General features: G+C 42.7%; 11 protein-coding genes and 1 tRNA gene. 8 read left to right on the top strand and 4 right to left on the bottom strand.

Annotated elements, in window-relative coordinates; all coding sequences use genetic code 11:
- Positions 1 to 240 precede the first annotated feature (240 nt).
- Positions 241 to 1,176 carry a diacylglycerol/lipid kinase family protein gene (locus AC4E96_RS12315; protein ID WP_488033649.1) on the bottom strand — a complete coding sequence of 312 codons (936 nt, stop codon included), beginning with the start codon at positions 1,174 to 1,176 and terminating at the stop codon, positions 241 to 243.
- A 246-nt stretch (positions 1,177 to 1,422) separates the two neighbouring features.
- Between AC4E96_RS12315 and AC4E96_RS12310 the strand changes: the two genes are divergently transcribed.
- Genes AC4E96_RS12310 through cysG form a run of 4 tightly spaced genes read left to right on the top strand, consistent with a single transcriptional unit; the run spans position 1,423 to position 7,276 of the window.
- Positions 1,423 to 3,255 (top strand): assimilatory sulfite reductase (NADPH) flavoprotein subunit, encoded by a 1,833-nt coding sequence (locus tag AC4E96_RS12310; protein WP_490256027.1) that lies wholly within the window; start codon positions 1,423 to 1,425, stop codon positions 3,253 to 3,255.
- Positions 3,255 to 4,988 carry an assimilatory sulfite reductase (NADPH) hemoprotein subunit gene (gene cysI, locus AC4E96_RS12305; RefSeq protein WP_490256026.1) on the top strand — a complete coding sequence of 578 codons (1,734 nt, stop codon included), beginning with the start codon at positions 3,255 to 3,257 and terminating at the stop codon, positions 4,986 to 4,988. The genes AC4E96_RS12310 and cysI overlap by 1 nt, the downstream gene beginning before the upstream one ends.
- 29 nt (positions 4,989 to 5,017) lie before the next feature.
- Positions 5,018 to 5,776 (top strand): phosphoadenylyl-sulfate reductase, encoded by a 759-nt coding sequence (locus AC4E96_RS12300; RefSeq protein WP_490256025.1) that lies wholly within the window; start codon positions 5,018 to 5,020, stop codon positions 5,774 to 5,776.
- Positions 5,777 to 5,809: 33 nt separating this feature from the next.
- Positions 5,810 to 7,276 carry a siroheme synthase CysG gene (cysG, locus tag AC4E96_RS12295; protein WP_490256024.1) on the top strand — a complete coding sequence of 489 codons (1,467 nt, stop codon included), beginning with the start codon at positions 5,810 to 5,812 and terminating at the stop codon, positions 7,274 to 7,276.
- On the opposite strand, the gene AC4E96_RS12290 is transcribed toward cysG, so the two are convergent.
- Positions 7,257 to 8,789, bottom strand: coding sequence for a thioredoxin-like domain-containing protein (locus AC4E96_RS12290; RefSeq protein ID WP_490256023.1), 1,533 nt, complete (start codon positions 8,787 to 8,789; stop codon positions 7,257 to 7,259). The genes cysG and AC4E96_RS12290 overlap by 20 nt on opposite strands.
- A 250-nt stretch (positions 8,790 to 9,039) precedes the next feature.
- Complete coding sequence (locus AC4E96_RS12285; protein WP_490256022.1) at positions 9,040 to 10,689, bottom strand: flagellar assembly protein A; 1,650 nt, start codon at positions 10,687 to 10,689, stop codon at positions 9,040 to 9,042.
- A 264-nt stretch (positions 10,690 to 10,953) separates the two neighbouring features.
- Here AC4E96_RS12285 and AC4E96_RS12280 point away from each other — a divergent pair, with 264 nt between their 5' ends.
- Together AC4E96_RS12280 and AC4E96_RS12275 are read left to right on the top strand one after the other, a co-directional pair.
- Positions 10,954 to 13,728 (top strand): choice-of-anchor B family protein, encoded by a 2,775-nt coding sequence (locus AC4E96_RS12280; RefSeq protein WP_490256021.1) that lies wholly within the window; start codon positions 10,954 to 10,956, stop codon positions 13,726 to 13,728.
- An 86-nt stretch (positions 13,729 to 13,814) separates the two neighbouring features.
- Positions 13,815 to 13,891 (top strand) — tRNA-Ile (locus AC4E96_RS12275).
- Between the two features lie 134 nt (positions 13,892 to 14,025).
- On the opposite strand, the gene AC4E96_RS12270 is transcribed toward AC4E96_RS12275, so the two are convergent.
- On the bottom strand, positions 14,026 to 15,915 hold the full coding sequence (locus tag AC4E96_RS12270) for a winged helix-turn-helix domain-containing protein (RefSeq protein ID WP_490256020.1): 1,890 nt from the start codon (positions 15,913 to 15,915) through the stop codon (positions 14,026 to 14,028).
- Positions 15,916 to 16,133: 218 nt separating this feature from the next.
- Between AC4E96_RS12270 and AC4E96_RS12265 the strand changes: the two genes are divergently transcribed.
- Together AC4E96_RS12265 and AC4E96_RS12260 are read left to right on the top strand one after the other, a co-directional pair.
- The gene (locus AC4E96_RS12265; RefSeq protein ID WP_490256019.1) at positions 16,134 to 18,746 is read left to right on the top strand and encodes a PKD domain-containing protein; all 2,613 of its coding nucleotides are present in this window, start codon (positions 16,134 to 16,136) and stop codon (positions 18,744 to 18,746) included.
- Positions 18,747 to 18,998: 252 nt separating this feature from the next.
- Positions 18,999 to 19,393 (top strand): hypothetical protein (locus AC4E96_RS12260; protein WP_490256018.1); only part of this gene is annotated, 395 nt, incomplete at its 3' end.

Genomic DNA, 19,393 nt, shown 5'->3' with positions numbered 1-19,393 from the left:
ACTAACTCGGATGTAGACGAAGGTTTGGAAAAAACCGACACCGAAACAGCAGTGACACTCGTTGTTAACTTCTAAATTTTACTCATAAAGTTTAATGTCTAATAGGAATGTGCTTTCAAACCTCTTCTTTCTTCTAGTAAAGAGATGCTTTGAAATAGCCAATTAGCTAAATAACTAGATAGCCAAATTAAAAAACGTAACAAACGGCGCTTGCTCTTAACTTAAGAGCGCGCCGTTTTTTTATTCACACTTCATGTGTAACCAATAATCAGAAACACTGACTTTACAGGGTGAATAGCCAATAAACTCACCATCCGCTTCTAACTCAAGTCCATCTGTCAGAATCTGCGCTGTCTCACCCTCAGACAAACATTCACTGTATATATGTGATGAAAGCGTATGTTTGCCTTTTAGCAGCTCAGTCAATAAGTGCAATTTGGTGAACAAAGGTAGTTTTGGTACAGAAACCACCTGAATCGATTCAGCTGTTGCTTTTGCATCGGGTGTAATAGGCAAGCCACCCCCAAAGTAACGTGAATTGCCAAAAGCCGTCAGCAAATTAAAGTACTCTCGTTTGCTCTTTGACGACTGATAATTACATTTAGGCTCTTGATAAAAAGGTATATATTTCAATGCTGATAGCAAATAGCTCAGGCTGCGAAACAAGGTTTTTTTGTTCTCCAGCTCTTTCGAAATCATCGCATCAAAACCTGCGCCCATGACATTGTGAAACAGGCGAGTACTTTGCACCATCTCACATTCGCCTAAGTGCATTAGCGTGGTTTTTTCTGACAAAACAATATCAATTAGGGCTTCTTCTGTTAAAGAAGGGTCGTACCAACCCCGAGCAAAATCATTACCGGTACCTGCAGGTAGCAGACCTATTCGCAATGGCACGGTTTTGGACACGACGTCAAACGGCAAACTGTTGATGACGATATTAAAGGTCCCATCACCGCCCACGACTATCAGATCAGTCACATCTTTAAGTTTTGTTCGTAATACTGCGCCATTGGCATGCAAAGCCTGCTCGGTAGCATAAAGAGACCATTGATAATTGCGCTCTTTTAACGCCGTGATTAATTTGGCAAGGCGACGCTTTCGAACTCGATTTGTGGTGGGATTAAAGACAACTAAAAACTGACGTTGGCTTTTACCGCTGGATAATATTGACATCTAAATGACAACTCCAAAGCCTTATTTTTATTATCCGGATAGCCTAAACGCTTTTTGTTCTAACTCATAGAAAAAAAACATATAAACCCGGTCCGACCTCAAAGCCCCGAAATTAGTGGCGTTGTCTTTTTTTATAACTTTTTGGAATATTCAGTAAACATTAGGCTCTTTATTGTTTTAAACAATCGTTTCTACAATCAGCCTTAGACAAAAATACCAACAACAATCGAACAAGAAGCTTTCATAATGGGCCTTACACAACTTGTACAATCTCTTCATGCATCTGCGTCGCCATTGAACGCAGAGCAAATTAATCAGTTGAACCAACTTGTGGCGCAACTTAACCCTATTCAGCAAGCTTGGGTCAGTGGCTACTTGGCAGCATCAAGCCAAGCTCAAGGCGGAGTAAATGCAACCGCCGCAGTCGTACCGACACCATCGGCCAAACTTACTATTTTAGTTGGTTCTCAAACCGGTAATGCTCGCGGTATCGCTAATCAGCTTGAACAAAAAGCCGCACAAAATGGCTTGGCAGTTGAATTGGTTAACATGGCGGACTTCAAACCAAACGCCCTTAAAAAAGAGCAGTTTGTCACTATCATCGTGAGTACACATGGTGAAGGTGATGCACCTGATGACGCCGTGACACTGCACAAGTTTATCTTTGGGAAAAAAGCGCCAAAACTGGACAACTTAAAATACTCAGTTTTAGCACTTGGCGACAGCAGCTACGAGTTTTTCTGTAAAACCGGTCACGATTTTGATCAACAGCTGGCAGCATTAGGCGCCACTCGTCTAGCGGATATCGTTGAGTGTGATGTTGACTTTGAGCAAGCCGCTAATAACTGGATAGACGCAACGGTTGAACAGTTTGGTCAGGCTCTTAAAGCGATTAATGGTGAGGCTAGCACGTCAAACACAGCACAAGTGTTACCATTTGAACAAGCGACGACATCGGCTTACAACCGTCAGCACCCTTTTGCCGCGCCAATTTTGGCAAATCAAAAAATCACGGCCCGTGGTAGCCAGAAGAATATTCGTCATATCGAATTGTCACTTGAAGACAGTGGTATTACTTATCAACCAGGTGACGCTTTGGGTGTGTGGTTCGACAATGATAGTGCACTCGTGGACGCGATTCTTAAATCACTACGATTAAACGGCGAACAGCAAGTTGAGTGGCAAGGTGAGTCTTACTCTCTAGCAACGTTACTCACGACGCACCTAGAGCTGACGTTACTGCACCCGAACTTTGTTAAGCACTACGGTGCACTTATTCAGTCTGATGAATTGACTGCGCTAGGTGAAGACAAAGCAGCGCTTCGCGAATTCTGTGCCGATCGCCAACTTATCGATCTCTTAGTCGAATTCCCTGCACCTACTGATAGTGTCAGTGCCGAGCAACTCGTTGCGGGCCTACAAAAACTAACACCAAGACTTTACTCTATCGCGAGTAGCCAAGCCGAAGTGGAAGACGAAGTTCACTTAACGGTTGCCGTTGTTGAATATGAAAATAATGGCGAGTCGCGTCTAGGTGGTGCATCTGGGTTTTTAGCTTATCGTGCTGAAGAAGCAGAAACAGTGAACGTGTATGTCCAAGCCAATAATAACTTCAGACTTCCAGCGGATCCTGCAACGCCAGTGATCATGATTGGCCCAGGTACAGGAATCGCGCCGTTTAGAGCCTTTTTACAAGAACGCGACGCACAAAATGCAGATGGTGAAAACTGGCTGTTCTTTGGTAACCCTCATTTCACCACCGACTTCTTGTATCAAGCAGAGCTAGTTAAATACCGTGACAATGGCTTATTAAACCGTTTCGATGTTGCCTTCTCTCGTGACCAAGCTAACAAAGTGTACGTCCAAGACCGACTATTAGAGCAAGGCCAACACGTTTTTGAATGGCTAGAAAAAGGCGCCCATATTTATATTTGTGGTGATGCCAATTACATGGCCAAAGATGTACACAACGCCCTATTACAAATTATTCAGACTCATGGCGACCAAGACGAAGCAAGCGCAATTGAGTATTTAGAGCAGCTTCGCCAAGCCCAACGATTCCAAAAGGACGTTTACTAATGAGCCAATCAACCAACGACAAAACAAAATTAGCCGTCAACGAAGGCATCAAAACTAAAAGTAATTATTTGCGCGGTACCATCAGTGAAGGTCTTCAAGACAAAGTGACCGGTGCGCTTGCAGAAGATGACACTCAGCTAACCAAGTTCCACGGTTTTTATCAGCAAGATGACCGTGATGTTAGAGACGAACGTCGTGAGCAAAAACTAGAGCCTCTATATAGCTTTATGTTACGTGCTCGTGTGCCTGGTGGTGTTGCGACAGCTGAGCAGTGGTTAGCTATCGACAAAATGGCAGAGGATTACACTCTGTATGGCTCATTGCGCCTAACCACACGTCAAACGTTCCAATACCACGGCATGTTAAAACCAAACATTAAAAATGTGATCAGCGGCCTGAACGACATTGGTTTAGACTCACTCGCGGCGTGTGGTGACGTAAACCGCAACATGTTGTGTAACACCAACCCGGTTGACTCTTATGTTCATCAAGAAGTGTATGACATCACCAAAAGTATTTCTGAGCACTTATTACCAAAAACCCGCGCTTACGCAGAGATTTGGTTAGACGGTGAAAAGCTTGATATAGGTGAAGAATCAGAGCAAGAGCCGGTATACGGACCAACATACTTACCGCGTAAGTTTAAAGCGGCGGTCGCTATTCCTCCGCACAATGACGTAGATGTATATACAAATGATCTAGGCTTAATTGCCATCGTTGAAGGCGAAGGCAAAGACGCAGAACTGTTAGGTTTTAACGTTGTTGTTGGTGGCGGCATGGGCACTACACATGGTGATGTGACGACATACCCACGTTTGGCGACTGATTTAGGTTTTGTCAGTAAAGAAAATGCCATTTTGGTATCAGAAGGTGTCGTAAAAGCACAGCGCGACCTTGGTAACCGAGAAAGCCGCAAACACGCTCGTCTTAAGTACACGATTGACCGCGTTGGTATCGATGCGTTCCGCGATGCCGTCGTTGCACATACAGGCTTAACGTTTGAAGCACCTAAGCCAGTTAATTTCACCCTTCAGGGCGACCGTTTAGGCTGGACAAAAGGCGTGGACAACCAATGGCATTTAACCTTGTTCATTGAGAATGGTCGAATTATTGATACCGAACAACGTCAGCTAAAAACAGGTCTTCGTGAAATCGCCAAAGTTCACAAAGGCGACTTTAGAATGACCGCCAACCAAAACATCATCATTGCTAATGTTCCTGAGGAACAAAAGCAGATGATTGAAGGCCTAACCAAACAATATGGTTTACACCGAACTTTAGATGAAGGTGGGGTTAGCCCGATTCGCGGTAACTCAATGGCTTGTGTGGCGTTGCCGACTTGTGCACTAGCGATGGCCGAGTCTGAGCGTTACTTGCCAGAACTTATCGACAAGATTGACGCCCTTGCAGCTAAACACGCCATCACCGAACAAGATATCGTACTGCGAATGACCGGCTGTCCAAATGGCTGTGCTCGTCCGTTTGCTGCCGAAATCGCGTTTATTGGTAAAGGTCCTGGTAAGTACAACATGTATTTAGGTGCTGATGGTTTGGGCACGCGCTTAAACAAAATGTACAAAGAAAACATCGATGAGACTGAGATCCTAACCGAACTCGACAACCTATTTGCTCAATACGCGGCAAATCGCAATGACAACGAGCGCTTTGGTGATTTTGTGGTTCGCTCAGGTGTCATCAAAGCCACTGTTGAAGGTAAAGACTTTCACGCATAAACGGTGAAATAAGGACTCAGGAACACACTATGTCATTTCAGCTTTCACCCGGCCAGCTTACCTCTGATTTAGGATCAGAAGAACTGGTCGCCATCAACAACTCACTTGCCAATCAAAGTGCAAGTGAGCGGGTTCGCTGGTCATTAGAAAACCTACCTAGCGAGTTTATGTTGTCTTCGAGCTTTGGTATTCAAGCGGCCGTTATGTTGCATTTAGTAACTCAAGAAATGCCAAACATTCCCGTTGTTTTGACCGACACAGGCTACTTGTTTCCTGAGACCTATCAGTTTATCGATGAGCTAACTGAGCGACTCAACTTAAATCTAAAAGTGTTTCGCTCAGATTTATCACCGGCATGGCAAGAAGCCAAATTTGGCCAATTGTGGACACAAGGTGAAGCCGGCATAAAACAATACAACCAGATGAATAAAGTTGAGCCGATGCGCAATGCTATTACTAGCCTAAACGCACAAACTTGGTTCAGTGGCATTCGCCAAGGCCAGTCAACGTCGCGTTCAAACAAACCTTTCGCAGAGATTAGTCATCTCGCGGGTCAAGATCACCCAATTCTTAAGGTTCACCCGATTCTTGAATGGTCGAATAAAGACGTTTTTGAATATCTCAAAAAACACGACTTACCTTATCACCCGCTTTGGGAAGAAGGTTATGTTTCGGTCGGTGACGTGCAAACAACACGTAGGCTAGAAGCAGGCATGACAGAAGAAGAAACACGCTTCTTTGGATTGACTCGAGAATGTGGTCTGCATGAGAACGGCGGCGGCATCTAGTAGATTATGAGTAATAAGGTTTAGGGGACACCCATGGAATCATTTCCAATTTTTGTAAAACTCACTAACAAGCCAGTGCTTGTTGTTGGCGGTGGTGAAGTTGGGCTTCGCAAAGTCCAATCCATGTTAAAAGCTAACGCTCGTGTCACCGTTGTTGCGCCTTATATTTGTGATCGGCTCATCGAAATGGCATCGGACCAACCAGATCGTTTACTTTTAATCGAGGCAGAATACAATTCGGGCCATATCGTCGATCACGTGTTGGTGATTGCTGCGACGGATGTCCTTTCAGTAAACCAAAAAATAAAACAGCACGCTGAGTCCATGGGAATATGGGTCAACGTTGTGGATGAGCCAGAACTATGCGGGTTTACCTTTCCAGCCATCATTGATCGCTCACCAATGACGGTGGCGATTTCTTCAAACGGTAAAGCCCCCGTATTAGCAAGACTGTGGAAAGAACAGTTAGAGCGCCAATTCCCAACCTGGACAGGGCAACTCGCGAAATTAGCGGGTGAATTCAGACATAAAGTAAAGTCGAGTATTTCGACGTTTCAACGTCGTCGTCATTTTTGGGAAACGATCTTCAGAGGCCCTGCAAGCCAAAATGCAGCACAAGGCAACTGGGATGAAGTATCGAACACACTCGAGACTCAACTAGCCCAATTTGGCGATAACTCAGAAAGCTCACAAACTCAGTCATCAAGTGGCCACGTATATTTGGTGGGCGGTGGTCCTGGCGATCCAGAGCTGTTAACAATTAAAGCACTACAAACCATGCAAATGGCCGATGTGATTGTTTATGATTACTTGATTTCACAGCCAATTTTGGACTTATGTCGCAAAGATGCGCAAATGATTTCAGTTGGTAAAAAAGCCGGTAATCACACCATGCCACAAAACAAGATCAATGAGCTGTTAGTCGAATTAGCCTTGGAAGGCAAAGTCGTTTGTCGTTTAAAAGGCGGCGATCCGTATATTTATGGTCGTGGTGGTGAAGAAGCTCAGCTTTTAGCAAAACACGGTATTGCCTACAAAGTTATCCCTGGCATTACCGCAGCGGCAGCGTGTTCAGCTTCTTCAGGCATTCCATTGACGCACCGCGATTACGCTCAGTCCTTACAATTTATTACTGGTCATTGTAAAAACAACGATGCTGTCGCATCCGCAGGTGAACAAGGTCCGAACTGGGCATCACTAGCCGTTTCCAAACAAACCTTGGTGGTGTACATGGGCGTGATCAGAAGTGCCACTATCAAAGACAATTTGATTGCTCATGGCCGTGCGCCTTCTACGCCAGTCGCTATTATCGAAAATGGCACCCGTCCAAATCAACGCGTAGTGACAGGCGAATTGAGCAAACTAGATAGCTTGGCCAAAGAGCACAACATTGGCTCGCCGGCGCTGATCATCATTGGTGAAGTGGTTGACTTACACGACCAACTTAACGTCAAAGCAATCGTCGAAAAAGCCGAACCTTTTAGCGCACAGGCGGCCTAATTTTTAACTCTGTAAGTTTGTCGGCACTGATATCGTAGACCTTGATGGCTTGATTGTTTGTGTCGGCAACAAACACATTGTTTTGCCAAAACGCTACACCGCCAGGCTCATTTAATTGGTCTTTAGTAGCATCGATTGTATCTACAAAGCGCCGTTTTAGATTCACTTTCTTGAGTTTGTGATTATAAGTATCCGCAATGACCAAGGTCTCATCGTCAATCGCGACGACTCCTTTTGAATGTTGTAATAAGGCTCTTCTGAAATTGCCATCCTTATCACCAAACTCAAATAAACCCTTTCCTACGACCGTGTCGACCTTTTTGTCTTTGATAGCTGGGTCAATGTCGATCACTCGAATGGCCGACGCTTCGGCATCCGCGACATAAAGCTTTTCACCTTGTATATACAAGCCAGAGGGCTGATTAAATGCTGCCTGCATCAAACTTCCATCTGTTAACTGTTCACGGCCGCTACCAGCAAACACGCTTAATTTATTGGTGGTCATATCCAGGTGCCAAATCTGGTGTGTTCCTGCCATCGCAATATATAAATCGTTGTTGCGCAACGCGAGCGCCCACGGAGAGCGCAAACTGGTTTTTAGTGGGTCGTCATACAAACGGTAATCTCTGCCTAGTTTTCCTGTACCAGCTAACGTCACAATGGTTTGTTTTTTCAGATCAATTCGTCTGATCGTATGGTTTCCCGTATCGGCCACCAGCAAGGTATTTTCATCACTAAACACCAGTCCTTGTGGTTGGAACAAACTCGCGTTTTTAAAAGAGCCATCTAACCACTGAGCCTCGCCATTACCCACTTCATATAAAACCTGGCCAGTGTGATCAGAGATCACAATGCGATGATTAAGAGAGTCAGCAATCGCGATATATTTATCATTAACTACAATATTACCAGGCGCTTTTAGATAGCTATCAGGCATGGTTTCTAGCTTAACAGGTAGTGCCGTTTCGTTTACTTTACCTTCGTATTGCTCAAGTAGTAATTCGGTGGCGCGTTTAAGCGACTTATAGTGTCCTTCACCTGACAATTTCCCAGCGTATTTTCCATCAGGACCAAATACGACAAATGTCGGCCAAGCTCTTACCCCAAACTCGCGCCAGACTTTAAAATCAATGTCATTCGCTACGGCGTGTTGAATTTCATAACGCGCGATGATGTTTTTTAGGGTGGTGGGATTTTTTTCATTGTCGAATTTTGGAGAGTGAACCGAGATCACCGCCAGCTTATTACCAAAATCTTTTTCGAGCTGGTGAAGATCGGGCAAAACATGCACACAGTTAACACAACCATAGGTCCAAAAATCTAAGATCACGACTTTGCCTTTTAAGTCGTCCTCAGTAAGGTCGCGACTGACATTAAACCAATCAAGGGATGAAGGAAGATAAATATCGCTGGCCTTTGCTTGTTTTGGAAAAACCGCTAGGCCTAGACATAAAACGAGTGACAACAAGACTGAGATGGAAAACGTCGACCAAAGTGAGTGAGTGCGGTGCATAGCAAGACATCCTAATCAAATCAAAATTCTCGCAACCAGTATAAAAGACGCTGGTTGCTAAACAGTGCCGAGGAGTAGACTAAACCACTGGCACCTTATGGTACGAGTAGACCTAATGACTTGATCATTTGTTTCATGCTGAATAAAAAATGTTCACCCACGTTCTCCAAAAGGCTAGAGGATTGGTATTAACCCAAGTCAAAGCGCCAAACTGAACAAACATTAATTTAGGTATGATGATTGATTTGTTCTAGGGCTTAGGTTCGATTTCCAACACAAATTCGTTCAGACGAACAATCGATGGGCCACGTTGGCGGTCATTCACTTTCGTTTTGTCACCTATTTCAAACGTAGTACCGTTATACAAAGTATGATGGACAACCACAGACAAGGCTTCTAAATAGTCGCGGCGACGCTGTATTAAGCGCTTTCTTTGAGCTTGAAGGTTATCGACTATTTTCTCAACTTTTCTAAACTTGGCTTTGTGTTGCTCTTTTTGCTCGGCGCTCATCAACATTTTGCCTTTGTCTCTTAAGCTTTCTAAGTCTTCTTGATAAGGCTGAATTTTGGCCCACATTGCATCTTCTTTTTGTCTAAAGATACGATAGGTTCGATTGAGGGAAATATGGGTGTCGGCTCCAGCTGGAGCACCTAAATGCCCCACTTCTACGCCTTTGCTCACCATAAGGTTGCCACCAATTAACTTGCCATTTGGTGTCAGCCCCTGCCCGACTTTTAAAGAAGCTGCGATGATATTGCAGTGTGATAATTGTTTGTGAGCAAATACATCGCGTTTGGCGCGAATATCAATTTGGTTAGCAAACGCAATATTGACGCGATAACCAGACTCTAACAAACAGTTGTATTGGCGATCCTCTTGTTCAGGCTCTAATAACTTGCCAGAAGCGCCACCTATTACGGTTAACTCACCTTGGCAACGTATCAAAGCCGACTCAACAAAGCCACCCACCACGACATCACCAGTTGCAATGATCTTCATCTCTGGCGAGACATCGCCTGAGATAATAACGGTGCCATTAAACTTCACGTGGCCTTGTTTTGGAGTGAGCTCTGGCAGCGAATAAACATTATCCACTTCCATTCTGCTTTCGATGACTCTCGCTAAACCCTCTCGAGCGGCGAGTAAAACGTTGGGGTTATTCGGGTCAATTTCGGTGCCTTGAGTGGCTTCCAAAATCATGTCTTTACCTGGTGACGGTGGAAGCTCTTCACCCAACACATTCATGCCCGGGAAGCCTTCTGTTAGTGGGAATTTTTGATAGATTTGTTGACCCGGTTTAACCGTCTCAATTTCGCCTAAGTCTCGCAGGTCGACTTTGCCACCTTCTTTTTCTAAAGGCTGGCGTAATTTGTCAGAGAACAATTCTACAAGAGGTTTAAAATAAGCATTTTTGCCATGTTTGGGTAATTTACCAAAAGCAATTTTGGCTTCGAAGGTTTCACCTGGTTGAGAGTCGAAGGTTTTTTCTAGAATGGCTTCAACCCGAGAGCGCTTAATACCAAAACGAACACCTGCTTTACGACATGCCGCTTTTACATCATCGACAGAAGGGTTTTCACCGCCGAAGGCAGATTCAATTTGCAATTTGGCCGACATTTTATCTTTGGCGACCGTCACGGTTAACTTTGCATCTTGATATTCAGCGATGCGGTGACCAAACACAGGCTCATCGTTTTCGGATTTCTTGACCGATGCAATAAACTCATTGCCTTTTTCGATAAAACTCGTCAATTCATCAAAAATTAAAAAGGCATCACAAAATTCAGACGCAGCAAAAGCCTCCTTCACGTCTGATTCGTCAAGTAGTTGCAAGGCAGCGTCGCTATCAATAGCGGCGTATATATCGGCTCCTTCCTTAGAGAACTTCAATGCGGTCAAAATACTTCCTTAACATAATAACTCATTGTTAATCGTAAATTATTGTAACCAAGAATCGCTCTCGGTTGCATTTTAATTACAATTTTTTTGCGGATTTTTTGTTCAATTTAATTGATACTAAATTTAACGTACCTTGGTGTTTATTTCGGCCAATTTGACTCAAACATGAACCAATATGGTGATATAGGCGTTAAAAATCCAGATAAATCTCATCAACGTGCGTTTAATACAAGCAATGCCAAGGACAGTGGCTAAGGACACACGATGAAAAAAATTATATTTTTACTTGCTGCCTATACGGCGAGCGGATTCCTTTCTTATAAGGTACAGGCTCACGCCGAACACGACAAGCCTAGATATGTTTCTACAACGGGTGTGGACGCAGGTGAATGTGAAGACATTGATACACCTTGTTTAACCATTGGTTACGCCGCCAAAATGTCTAACAAAGGCGATATCGTCAAAGTAGAAGAAGGCACTTATCACTTTAAAGATGTCTCTAATATTTTTTATCTAACAAACGACTTAGTTAAGATACGCGGTGGATATGGAAAAGGCGGCCAGTACAAAAAGCCAAACCCAAAAGCTTTTCCAACTTATATTACTGGTATCCCTAGTGAGTTTCACAACGAGTTAAAAAACAAAGGCTTTTCTCCGCTTCAAGACTCTAAGGCCATGAGCAAAGCAGATAGAAAAATCCTCAATCAAAAACTCGCCGCGGTTAAGTCTCTTAGTGAAGCACAATCAAATGTACCTTGTGTCGATGGCAAAGCCGGTGAGTTCGTCTGCCAAAATCTAGATTTAGTCGCTCACCTACCGCTTCCTGATATGTCCAGTAACCCAAACTCGGCCAATGACATTTGGGGACACGTCGACTTAAACACGGGGATTGAATATGCCTTACTCGGTGTGAATACAGGCGTACACGTGTTTGATATCAGCAACCCAGCAGAGCCAAAAGAAGTCGGTCATATAGAAGGGCAAAATACCAACTGGCGTGATATTAAGGTTTATCAGTATTTTTCTCGTGAAACCAAAAGCTGGCAGGCTTATGCCTATTCCTCTGCTGATGGTGCTTTTGAAGGCATCACTATTATAGATTTGACGCACCTTCCAGAAGTGAAGTTAGTTGATCGTGATTTGGACAACCGAAGCCAACACAACATTTATATTTCTAACGTCGACTATTCGACAGGCGTACCCATTAATGATTATGAAGCAAGATTACACGTATTAGGGGCCAACGAATACGGAGGCAGTCAGCGCAGTTATCACCTGACCAATCCCGAAAAACTAGAAGCAGCTTATACAGGCTTTGAAAATACCACTGAGGATTACAGTCATGACGGTACCTCAATGATGGTAGAAGATAGCCGCGCAGAAACCCAATGTAATGAAATGGGCGGTTTTTGTGATGTATTTATCGACTTCAACGAAAATGAAGTACGGCTATGGAACCAAACCGTGCCGGAGAATACGACGGAACTAGGCAATGTGACTTATAACGACGTCCAGTACGTTCACTCTGGATGGTGGAGCGAAGACAAGAAAACCATCTTTGTTCACGACGAGCTCGATGAAGTAAGAAATGGTCACAATACGCACCTATATATTTTTGATGTCAGTGATTTGACCGCTCCCAAACAGCTTGCCGTCTGGGAAGGACCAAGCCCCGCTATTGATCACAATGGCTACGTCCGAGGTAATCGATATTATATGTCTAACTACGAACGTGGTTTGACGGTTCTTGATATCACTGACCCAACAACCGCGAGTATTGTCGGCCATTTTGATACTTTCCCGACTTCGGACGGTCAGCGCTTTAACGGTAACTGGGGCGTTTATCCATTTTTACCCAGCGGACTTATCTTAGTCAGTGACATTAACTCAGGTCTTTATATTCTAAAAGACAACACCTTAGACTCTGTCCATGGAACGGTCGAATTTGCCGAAACCAAGCTTAATATCAACGAGGGCGAACCGGCTAGATTTGTCGTCAATCGAGTCGGCGGTGTCGATGGTGAACGTGGTGCTATTACCGTCGATTATGAAACGATTCACCAGTCAGCCAACGAAGAAGATTACACGCCAGCAAAAGGCACTTTAGAATGGGCTGCCGGTGACATGTCACCTCGTGAGATCATGATTAATTCGACCTTAGATACCGATGAAACAGAAGTCTCAGAGCAATTTGGTATCAGACTATTTAATGTGACTGGCGGCGCAACCATTGGTGCCAATCGTGGCGCAAGCGCAGTCATGCCAGGTGGACCAAACTACGGATTGTTGCGATTTGTTGAGCGCGGAATCACAGTATACGAAGGCGTGGACTTTACCGATGGCAAACTCGTATTAGATATTGAATTAGCAAGAAGATACGGCTCGGATGGTTCGCTCGAGGCGAGCGTCGTGGTTGATGAAAGTTCAGATCCTGAAGTCACCGATGATGTTACCTTGCAGTCTAACCGTTTTAGCTGGGCCGACGGTGAATTAAGCACACAAAGCTTCAAGCTAGAAATCATCGATGATGACCTTAGTGAAAATGTTGAAACACTTGTGCTGTCCCTTGCAGACTTTGTACCTGCTGAGGCGACTCAAGACGCCACACTAGAGGTCAGAATCGTAGATGATGAAAGCAATGAGGCACCAACGGTTTCACTCAATGCCTTCACCGTAGATCAAGGCTATGTGTTAGCACTGCGATCCTTTGCCACCGTCAATGACGATACCGAAGAGCTGTTTTATCAGTGGTCAATCGACAATCAAGGTAAAAACACCACCATTGAAGGTGCTGACACGCTAGATGCAACGTTATACGGCTATGCCAGTGGTGACTTTAAGTTGACCCTGACCGTCACCGATATATTTGGTAAATCGGCGACTGCGTCTTCCACCATAACGATTAAAGAATCAGCAACCTCCATCGACGATATGCCAACACCAGAACCACCGAAAAAAGAATCAAGTGGCTCAAGCTCACCACTATTACTTCTGTGTGGCCTGACACTACTGGCAATTCGCCGACTAAAAATTGATTAATCATTGGTCAATTAATAACTTGAAGCAAAAACAGGGAGTGACAAGTAATTTAACATTGCTTATACTTCCTGCCGCTTCATATAAGTGCCCCTATAGCTCAGTTGGTTAGAGCACCCGACTCATAATCGGTAGGTCCCTAGTTCAAGTCTAGGTGGGGGCACCATTTCTCCTTAAAGCACTTTCAATAACCAAAGCGTAAATTCAGCAAAATACTTTTTCCGATCTGCCTAGATAAGTATTTTTAAGTATTTAAAGAAACTAAGTTGATGAGCCCTACTCTTAGAGCTCACGTGCAAGTTAAAGGAAATTTAGTTTTACTATTGATGAATTAACTTCATCTTTGGTGAGGTACAGGATGTCATCCTCAAAAGCCTCCATTTTATTACCCAAAGCACGGCTTTCTGTTTTTACAAGAACCTCATCCGTTTCCGTATCTCGGACAACGGTATTCTCTCCTTCGTTATATCGATGAGCAATCTTGCCTTTATATTCGATCAAAAGCTTCATCATTGTTTGTTGCGCTACCACTTCCCGATTTTCATTAAATATGTCTCCAGAAAGTTTTCCTGCGTATAAACAGCCTAGTTTACTTGCAAATGGTCGATTACCCTGAGTTTCTAATTTTGTGAATGCACCTGACTCTGCATCGAATTTATGAATACCTTTGCTTTCGGCAAGCATACATTGGCCAGTTGATACCAACTCTATTGTTTTTAATTCACTCACTTGAATTGGCTGTTTATCGACTAGCTTATAGATACCTGCACCACCAGCGACAAATATATCTCCTCCAAAATACGCTATGTGCCCAAGGCTGATATCGGTATCAAAGTAAATAGAACTAATGACCTGTCCATCTTTAATCTGTTCAACTGCGTAGCCGGTATTAGTCGTGGCGAGGACCGATAAAACCCCTTCTGAATAGGCAAAGTCTTTAACGCCATTTTCTAAACCATATGAAAAGTTACCTGACACACTGCGAATAACGTTTTTTGCTGTATTTCCCAATGAAAAATAAAGCTCACCGTCTAACACAAGAGGGTCCTCTATTTTACTTGCTTGCGGTGCTAGCACTACGGTGGGAGTAATTTCTTCTTGCATTAAACCTTCAGTTAACTCTATCTTCAGCAGCTCGTTGTTATTACTGATAAAGTATAAGTTGTCATTTTCAATTCCAACTGAATAGGAAATTGAACGATAATTGTATAGTTCCTTTCTTTCTTCACCCTTAAAATAAACAAGTGACATCTCACCTAGATGGTTTTCTCGCATCGTAATCATTCCATCACGGTGTGCCTTAATGAATGCGTCGACAAACCTTTGATTATTATCTGAATCAAAGTTTATAGTCGTAACACGTTCTAATGTTTTGGTTTTCAAGTCATAGACATATGGCCTAATTGCGGCAGTAAGCTCCACATTGTAAGTCACATAAAGCTTATCTTTATTAATCCAGTCAAATGAAGCGTAGGCGTTGTATCTATTACAAGGAATTTCATCAAGCAGTTCTGAAACTGGTCTTTCAAAAATTTTGATTTTGCATTTTCCACCTTCAACGACATGCATTGCCGTCCGTCCGCTTTTATGGATTTCTATTCCTCTGTACGTGCCATTGTAATCGGCAGACATTAACTTTGTTTTTTGTCGGTTTCTAACTTCATAAACTACAGACTCCTTTTTATTGCGGGACGTAACATATAACGCCTCATTATAAGTCGCATAATCGATGATGTTATCGTTCGATTGAAAAACGGTTTGGGGTGAAACTTTTGGTAATTCGGGGGTGCCCTGCTTGTCTGTGAAATGTAAATAGAAGATAGATGCAAAAACTAAAATGAAAGATGCTGTAAATGATATAAGGAATATCGGTGAGCCTAGCTGACAATTCATCCCTTCCGAAACTTGGAAGTTTAGCTGGTAACCTTTTCCGCGAATGTTTTTGATTGACTCTTTTTCATTTACCTTCAACCTCAAGCCACTGATAAGCTTACGCAGAGAGTTTGGAGTAACGACTTGTCCTTGCCATATTTGAGACTCTAAAGTTTGACTTTCTACAAATCCATCTTCGGCTTGAAAAAATAACTTAAGCGCCTCTTGCTCCTGCGTTGAAAAAACAATAACTGCATTTCCTTTTTTAGCTTTGCTTAAGTCTTTAGAAAGCAAAAATCCATTTATTTTATATCTCAAAACGTACTACTTATATTTCTTATTTTGTTAAGGCGGGGCAGATTATACGGTTGTGACAGGCAAATCAAGACATACCCTCTTAAACATTAAACACATGATAAATAATGACATTCACACTAATTCACACTTTTTCACCAGCTTTCACTACCTAAATTTGATTAACACAAACGATATTTGGAAAAGGACTTAGTCTACTTAATAAGAAGGAAAACAACTTAATGAAGTTTATGTCAAAACCCTTGCTTAGTTTGTTAATAGCGACTGTATTAACAGGCTGTGGAGGCGGAGGAAGCGAAGAAAGCACATCTGTCGTAGATAAAACAACTAGCGACACACAACCGGGAACAAATAATACGTCTCAATCTGAAACGAATTATTCTACTCAAACTACAGAAAATAGTGTTCCAAAAGCTGATGCTGGCAAAGATTTAAGTGTAAATATAGGAGAAGAAGTAACCCTTGATGGTTCAGCGAGTTCTGATGAGGACGGCGACGCTTTGACATATTCATGGACAATTGTTTCTGGCCCAACTAAAGATCTAACAATTGAAAACTCAGTTAGCCCAACATTTACTCCCGAAATTGAGGGCGAATATACAATTGCCTTGTCAGTAAATGATGGTACAGATACCAGTGAACAAGATTCCGTCATTGTCACAGTAATTAAACCTAATACTGCACCAGTCGCGGCTATAAAGGCACAGGAATCAGGCAAACAAGGTGAAGCCTTCCTTTTAAGCGCCGAAAATAGTTTTGATGAAGAAGGTGACCCGTTGAACTACACTTGGTCGTTTTCCCTAGTTCCTGAAACTAGTACTTTAACTAACGATGAATTACCCCAGTCTCAGCTTTCTAGTTTTACTCCAGATGTAGCAGGTGACTATATTATACAATTAATTATTAGTGACCGTATAAACAACAGTGAAGCTGTTACCCATACTGTAACTGTAGCCCCAAACTCGGCACCCACAGTAGAAGCTGAAATTGATATTACGTTTAACTTTGGTGGTGAGGCTTACATTTATAGCAATGTAACGGATGAAGACAGCACTGAATTTAATTATCTTTGGGAAATTACGGGCGTCCCAGAAGGAAGTGAATTACTTGGATTTACTTACGACAAGTCTTATCTTGCTTATGTTCCCGACGTAGCAGGAGAATATACGGCAAAATTAACCGTAAATGATGGCTTTAATGAAGTCGAATCGGAGATGGTCACCGCTAACATCGCAGAACAGTATGAATACCGGTATAAAATTGGTGGTAGAACTAGATACAACGGTAAAGTGAATGAGCCTATATTATTAGATTTTGCCAAAAGTACCTCCCCAAACGGTAAACCACTAAATTATACATGGGCGTTAAGAAGTGCCCCAAGTCGCAGTCGCCCTTCTTTATCGACATCTATTATTGATAAAGCCGAAACAGAATTTACAGGTGATAGAGCGGGTACATACCAAATTTTTGTAACGGCGAAAGATGACGAAGGTTACGGGGCTGTGGAATCGATCTATGTGACACTCTTTGATTCCACTACCAATATGATCCCTGAATCAAGAGTTGAAAATCCTCATTTTATTCAACTTGGCGAATCAATCACATTAGATGGCACTAACTCTTATGATGCTGAAGATGATTTATTAACCTATAAGTGGAAAATAGCCTACCAGCCACCTACTTCAATGCTACAAATTCAAAACTCAGCTACGGCGACTCAATCACTAACGCCTACACAACCGGGGTTCTATAGTGTTCAACTTCGTACGTACGACGGTAATAATGGCAATAACGTAACGGTTTCTTCTGGTTGGTTCTATGTTTTTGAAGAGAAAACGGACGTAGTCGCATTTACAGATAGTGAAATATTCGCCAAAAAAGGAGAAACAATAACGTTAAATGGTACAAACAGTGTTGGGGTCGATGAAACTGTGACTGTGGCCTGGGATTTGATAAACGCGCCTTACAACTCTTCTTCTACATTAATTAATGCCAATACATTAACGCCTAGCTTTGACTTGGATGTCGATGGCAAATTTGTATTCCAGTTACGCTTGTTACAGGATGACGAAGTAGTATCAATAAGCCACTTAACGGTAAGATCAAAAGAAAATGCAGTGCCTGTTGCTAACGCTGGTGAAGATAAAACCGCTGTTTCAGGTGAAAGAGTTACATTGTCCGGTGCAAATAGCTCAGACATCGAGAGTAGCGCTATTACTTACCAGTGGAATGTAATCTCAGTAAATGGCGACTATAATTCAGTTCCTTATATTTCTGGCAAAGAGCTGGTAGAGCCAACTTTAATTGTCGAAGATAACTTTGTGGGTGAAGTTGTCATTGGTCTAGTCGTTTCTGACGGTGAAAATGTGAGTGTACGCGATGAAGCAGTTATTAACTTTGAAGCGCCGGTTGCTGCCACTCGTTTAGAACGTGTTTCAATTACCTCATTTTTGCCTACCGAAGTTGAGTTTCCTTACGAGACCAACGAGGTGATAGAGCCACTATTAAATGAACCTGGTGATGGTTCCCAAATATTGGCGATCTATTACCTTCATGCCGACCACGCCGATTTTACAATGACGAACATTGAAATTAGAGACACCAATAATGTTGTTGAACCTATTCTAGAAGTCTACAACTTTAACTATTCAACGGAGCCTAATGAAAAATTAGATCATTCTCAGGACATTACTATAAAGTCCAACAGAATGGTTTCAATTTTTATAATGTCTCCTGCTGATACCAATCAGGAGACGGCACAAATTGAACTCTCTTTCGAGATTGCGGAAACAGGTGAAACATTCCAAGCGGAGTTTAAATATACATCCAACTAACAGGTAGCTATTAAAACTAAAATTTAAATGCCCGCTTCACGTGGGCATTATTTTAAAATTCAAACATATACTTCCGAAACTAAAGGTGCCAAAAGCGACTTGCATCAAGTACTTGCCTTTTATTTGAGCTACACCTGTCCTTTATTTGCCCTAAACAACTGATTATTAACCACTTATACACCAACCTATTGTTTCCAATTACGGTAAACACTATTATCCGCACCTTTGATTTTTTATGATGTAAAGGACAGAATGGAAATGAGCTTAATTAGGAATATTTTATTAGGGACAGCCGTAACCGCTACGTTAGCAGGGTGCGCGACAAGTCAGTTTGACCCGAAACAAGTACAAACCCCGAATTATAGCCAGACTAAGAACGTTAAACTTTATGCGGATCTGGTTAAGAAAGACGAGGAGTGGGTCTTTAATAACATTTCTCCAAATGTATCAGGCTCATCGAAAAGGCTTACTTTAGGTTCATATCGAGTTAACAATAGCGGCAGGTTCGCTCCTCATGTCGCAAAATGTTCTAAATCATTATGGTTTGGCTCAAAACCATGCTCAGATAGTGAGTTTGTGGAACTCTCTTTTGATCCGATGACAATTGCCGCAGCAGTAATCCTTCCAATTGCGTGGGTTCCTCTTGG

It is taken from the genome of Psychrosphaera sp. (genome assembly GCF_982872775.1).
The sequence above is the reverse complement of the archived record's forward strand: the minus strand, read 5'-3'. Positions and strand labels throughout refer to the sequence as shown.

Coding starts and splice junctions, on each gene's coding strand:
- cysG (WP_490256024.1), top strand. CDS start 5,810: ATGGAATCATTTCCAATTTTTGTAAAACTCACTAACAAGCCAGTGCTT.
- AC4E96_RS12315 (WP_488033649.1), bottom strand. CDS start 1,176: ATGTCAATATTATCCAGCGGTAAAAGCCAACGTCAGTTTTTAGTTGTC.
- AC4E96_RS12310 (WP_490256027.1), top strand. CDS start 1,423: ATGGGCCTTACACAACTTGTACAATCTCTTCATGCATCTGCGTCGCCA.
- AC4E96_RS12265 (WP_490256019.1), top strand. CDS start 16,134: ATGAAGTTTATGTCAAAACCCTTGCTTAGTTTGTTAATAGCGACTGTA.
- AC4E96_RS12290 (WP_490256023.1), bottom strand. CDS start 8,789: ATGCACCGCACTCACTCACTTTGGTCGACGTTTTCCATCTCAGTCTTG.
- AC4E96_RS12280 (WP_490256021.1), top strand. CDS start 10,954: ATGAAAAAAATTATATTTTTACTTGCTGCCTATACGGCGAGCGGATTC.
- AC4E96_RS12300 (WP_490256025.1), top strand. CDS start 5,018: ATGTCATTTCAGCTTTCACCCGGCCAGCTTACCTCTGATTTAGGATCA.
- cysI (WP_490256026.1), top strand. CDS start 3,255: ATGAGCCAATCAACCAACGACAAAACAAAATTAGCCGTCAACGAAGGC.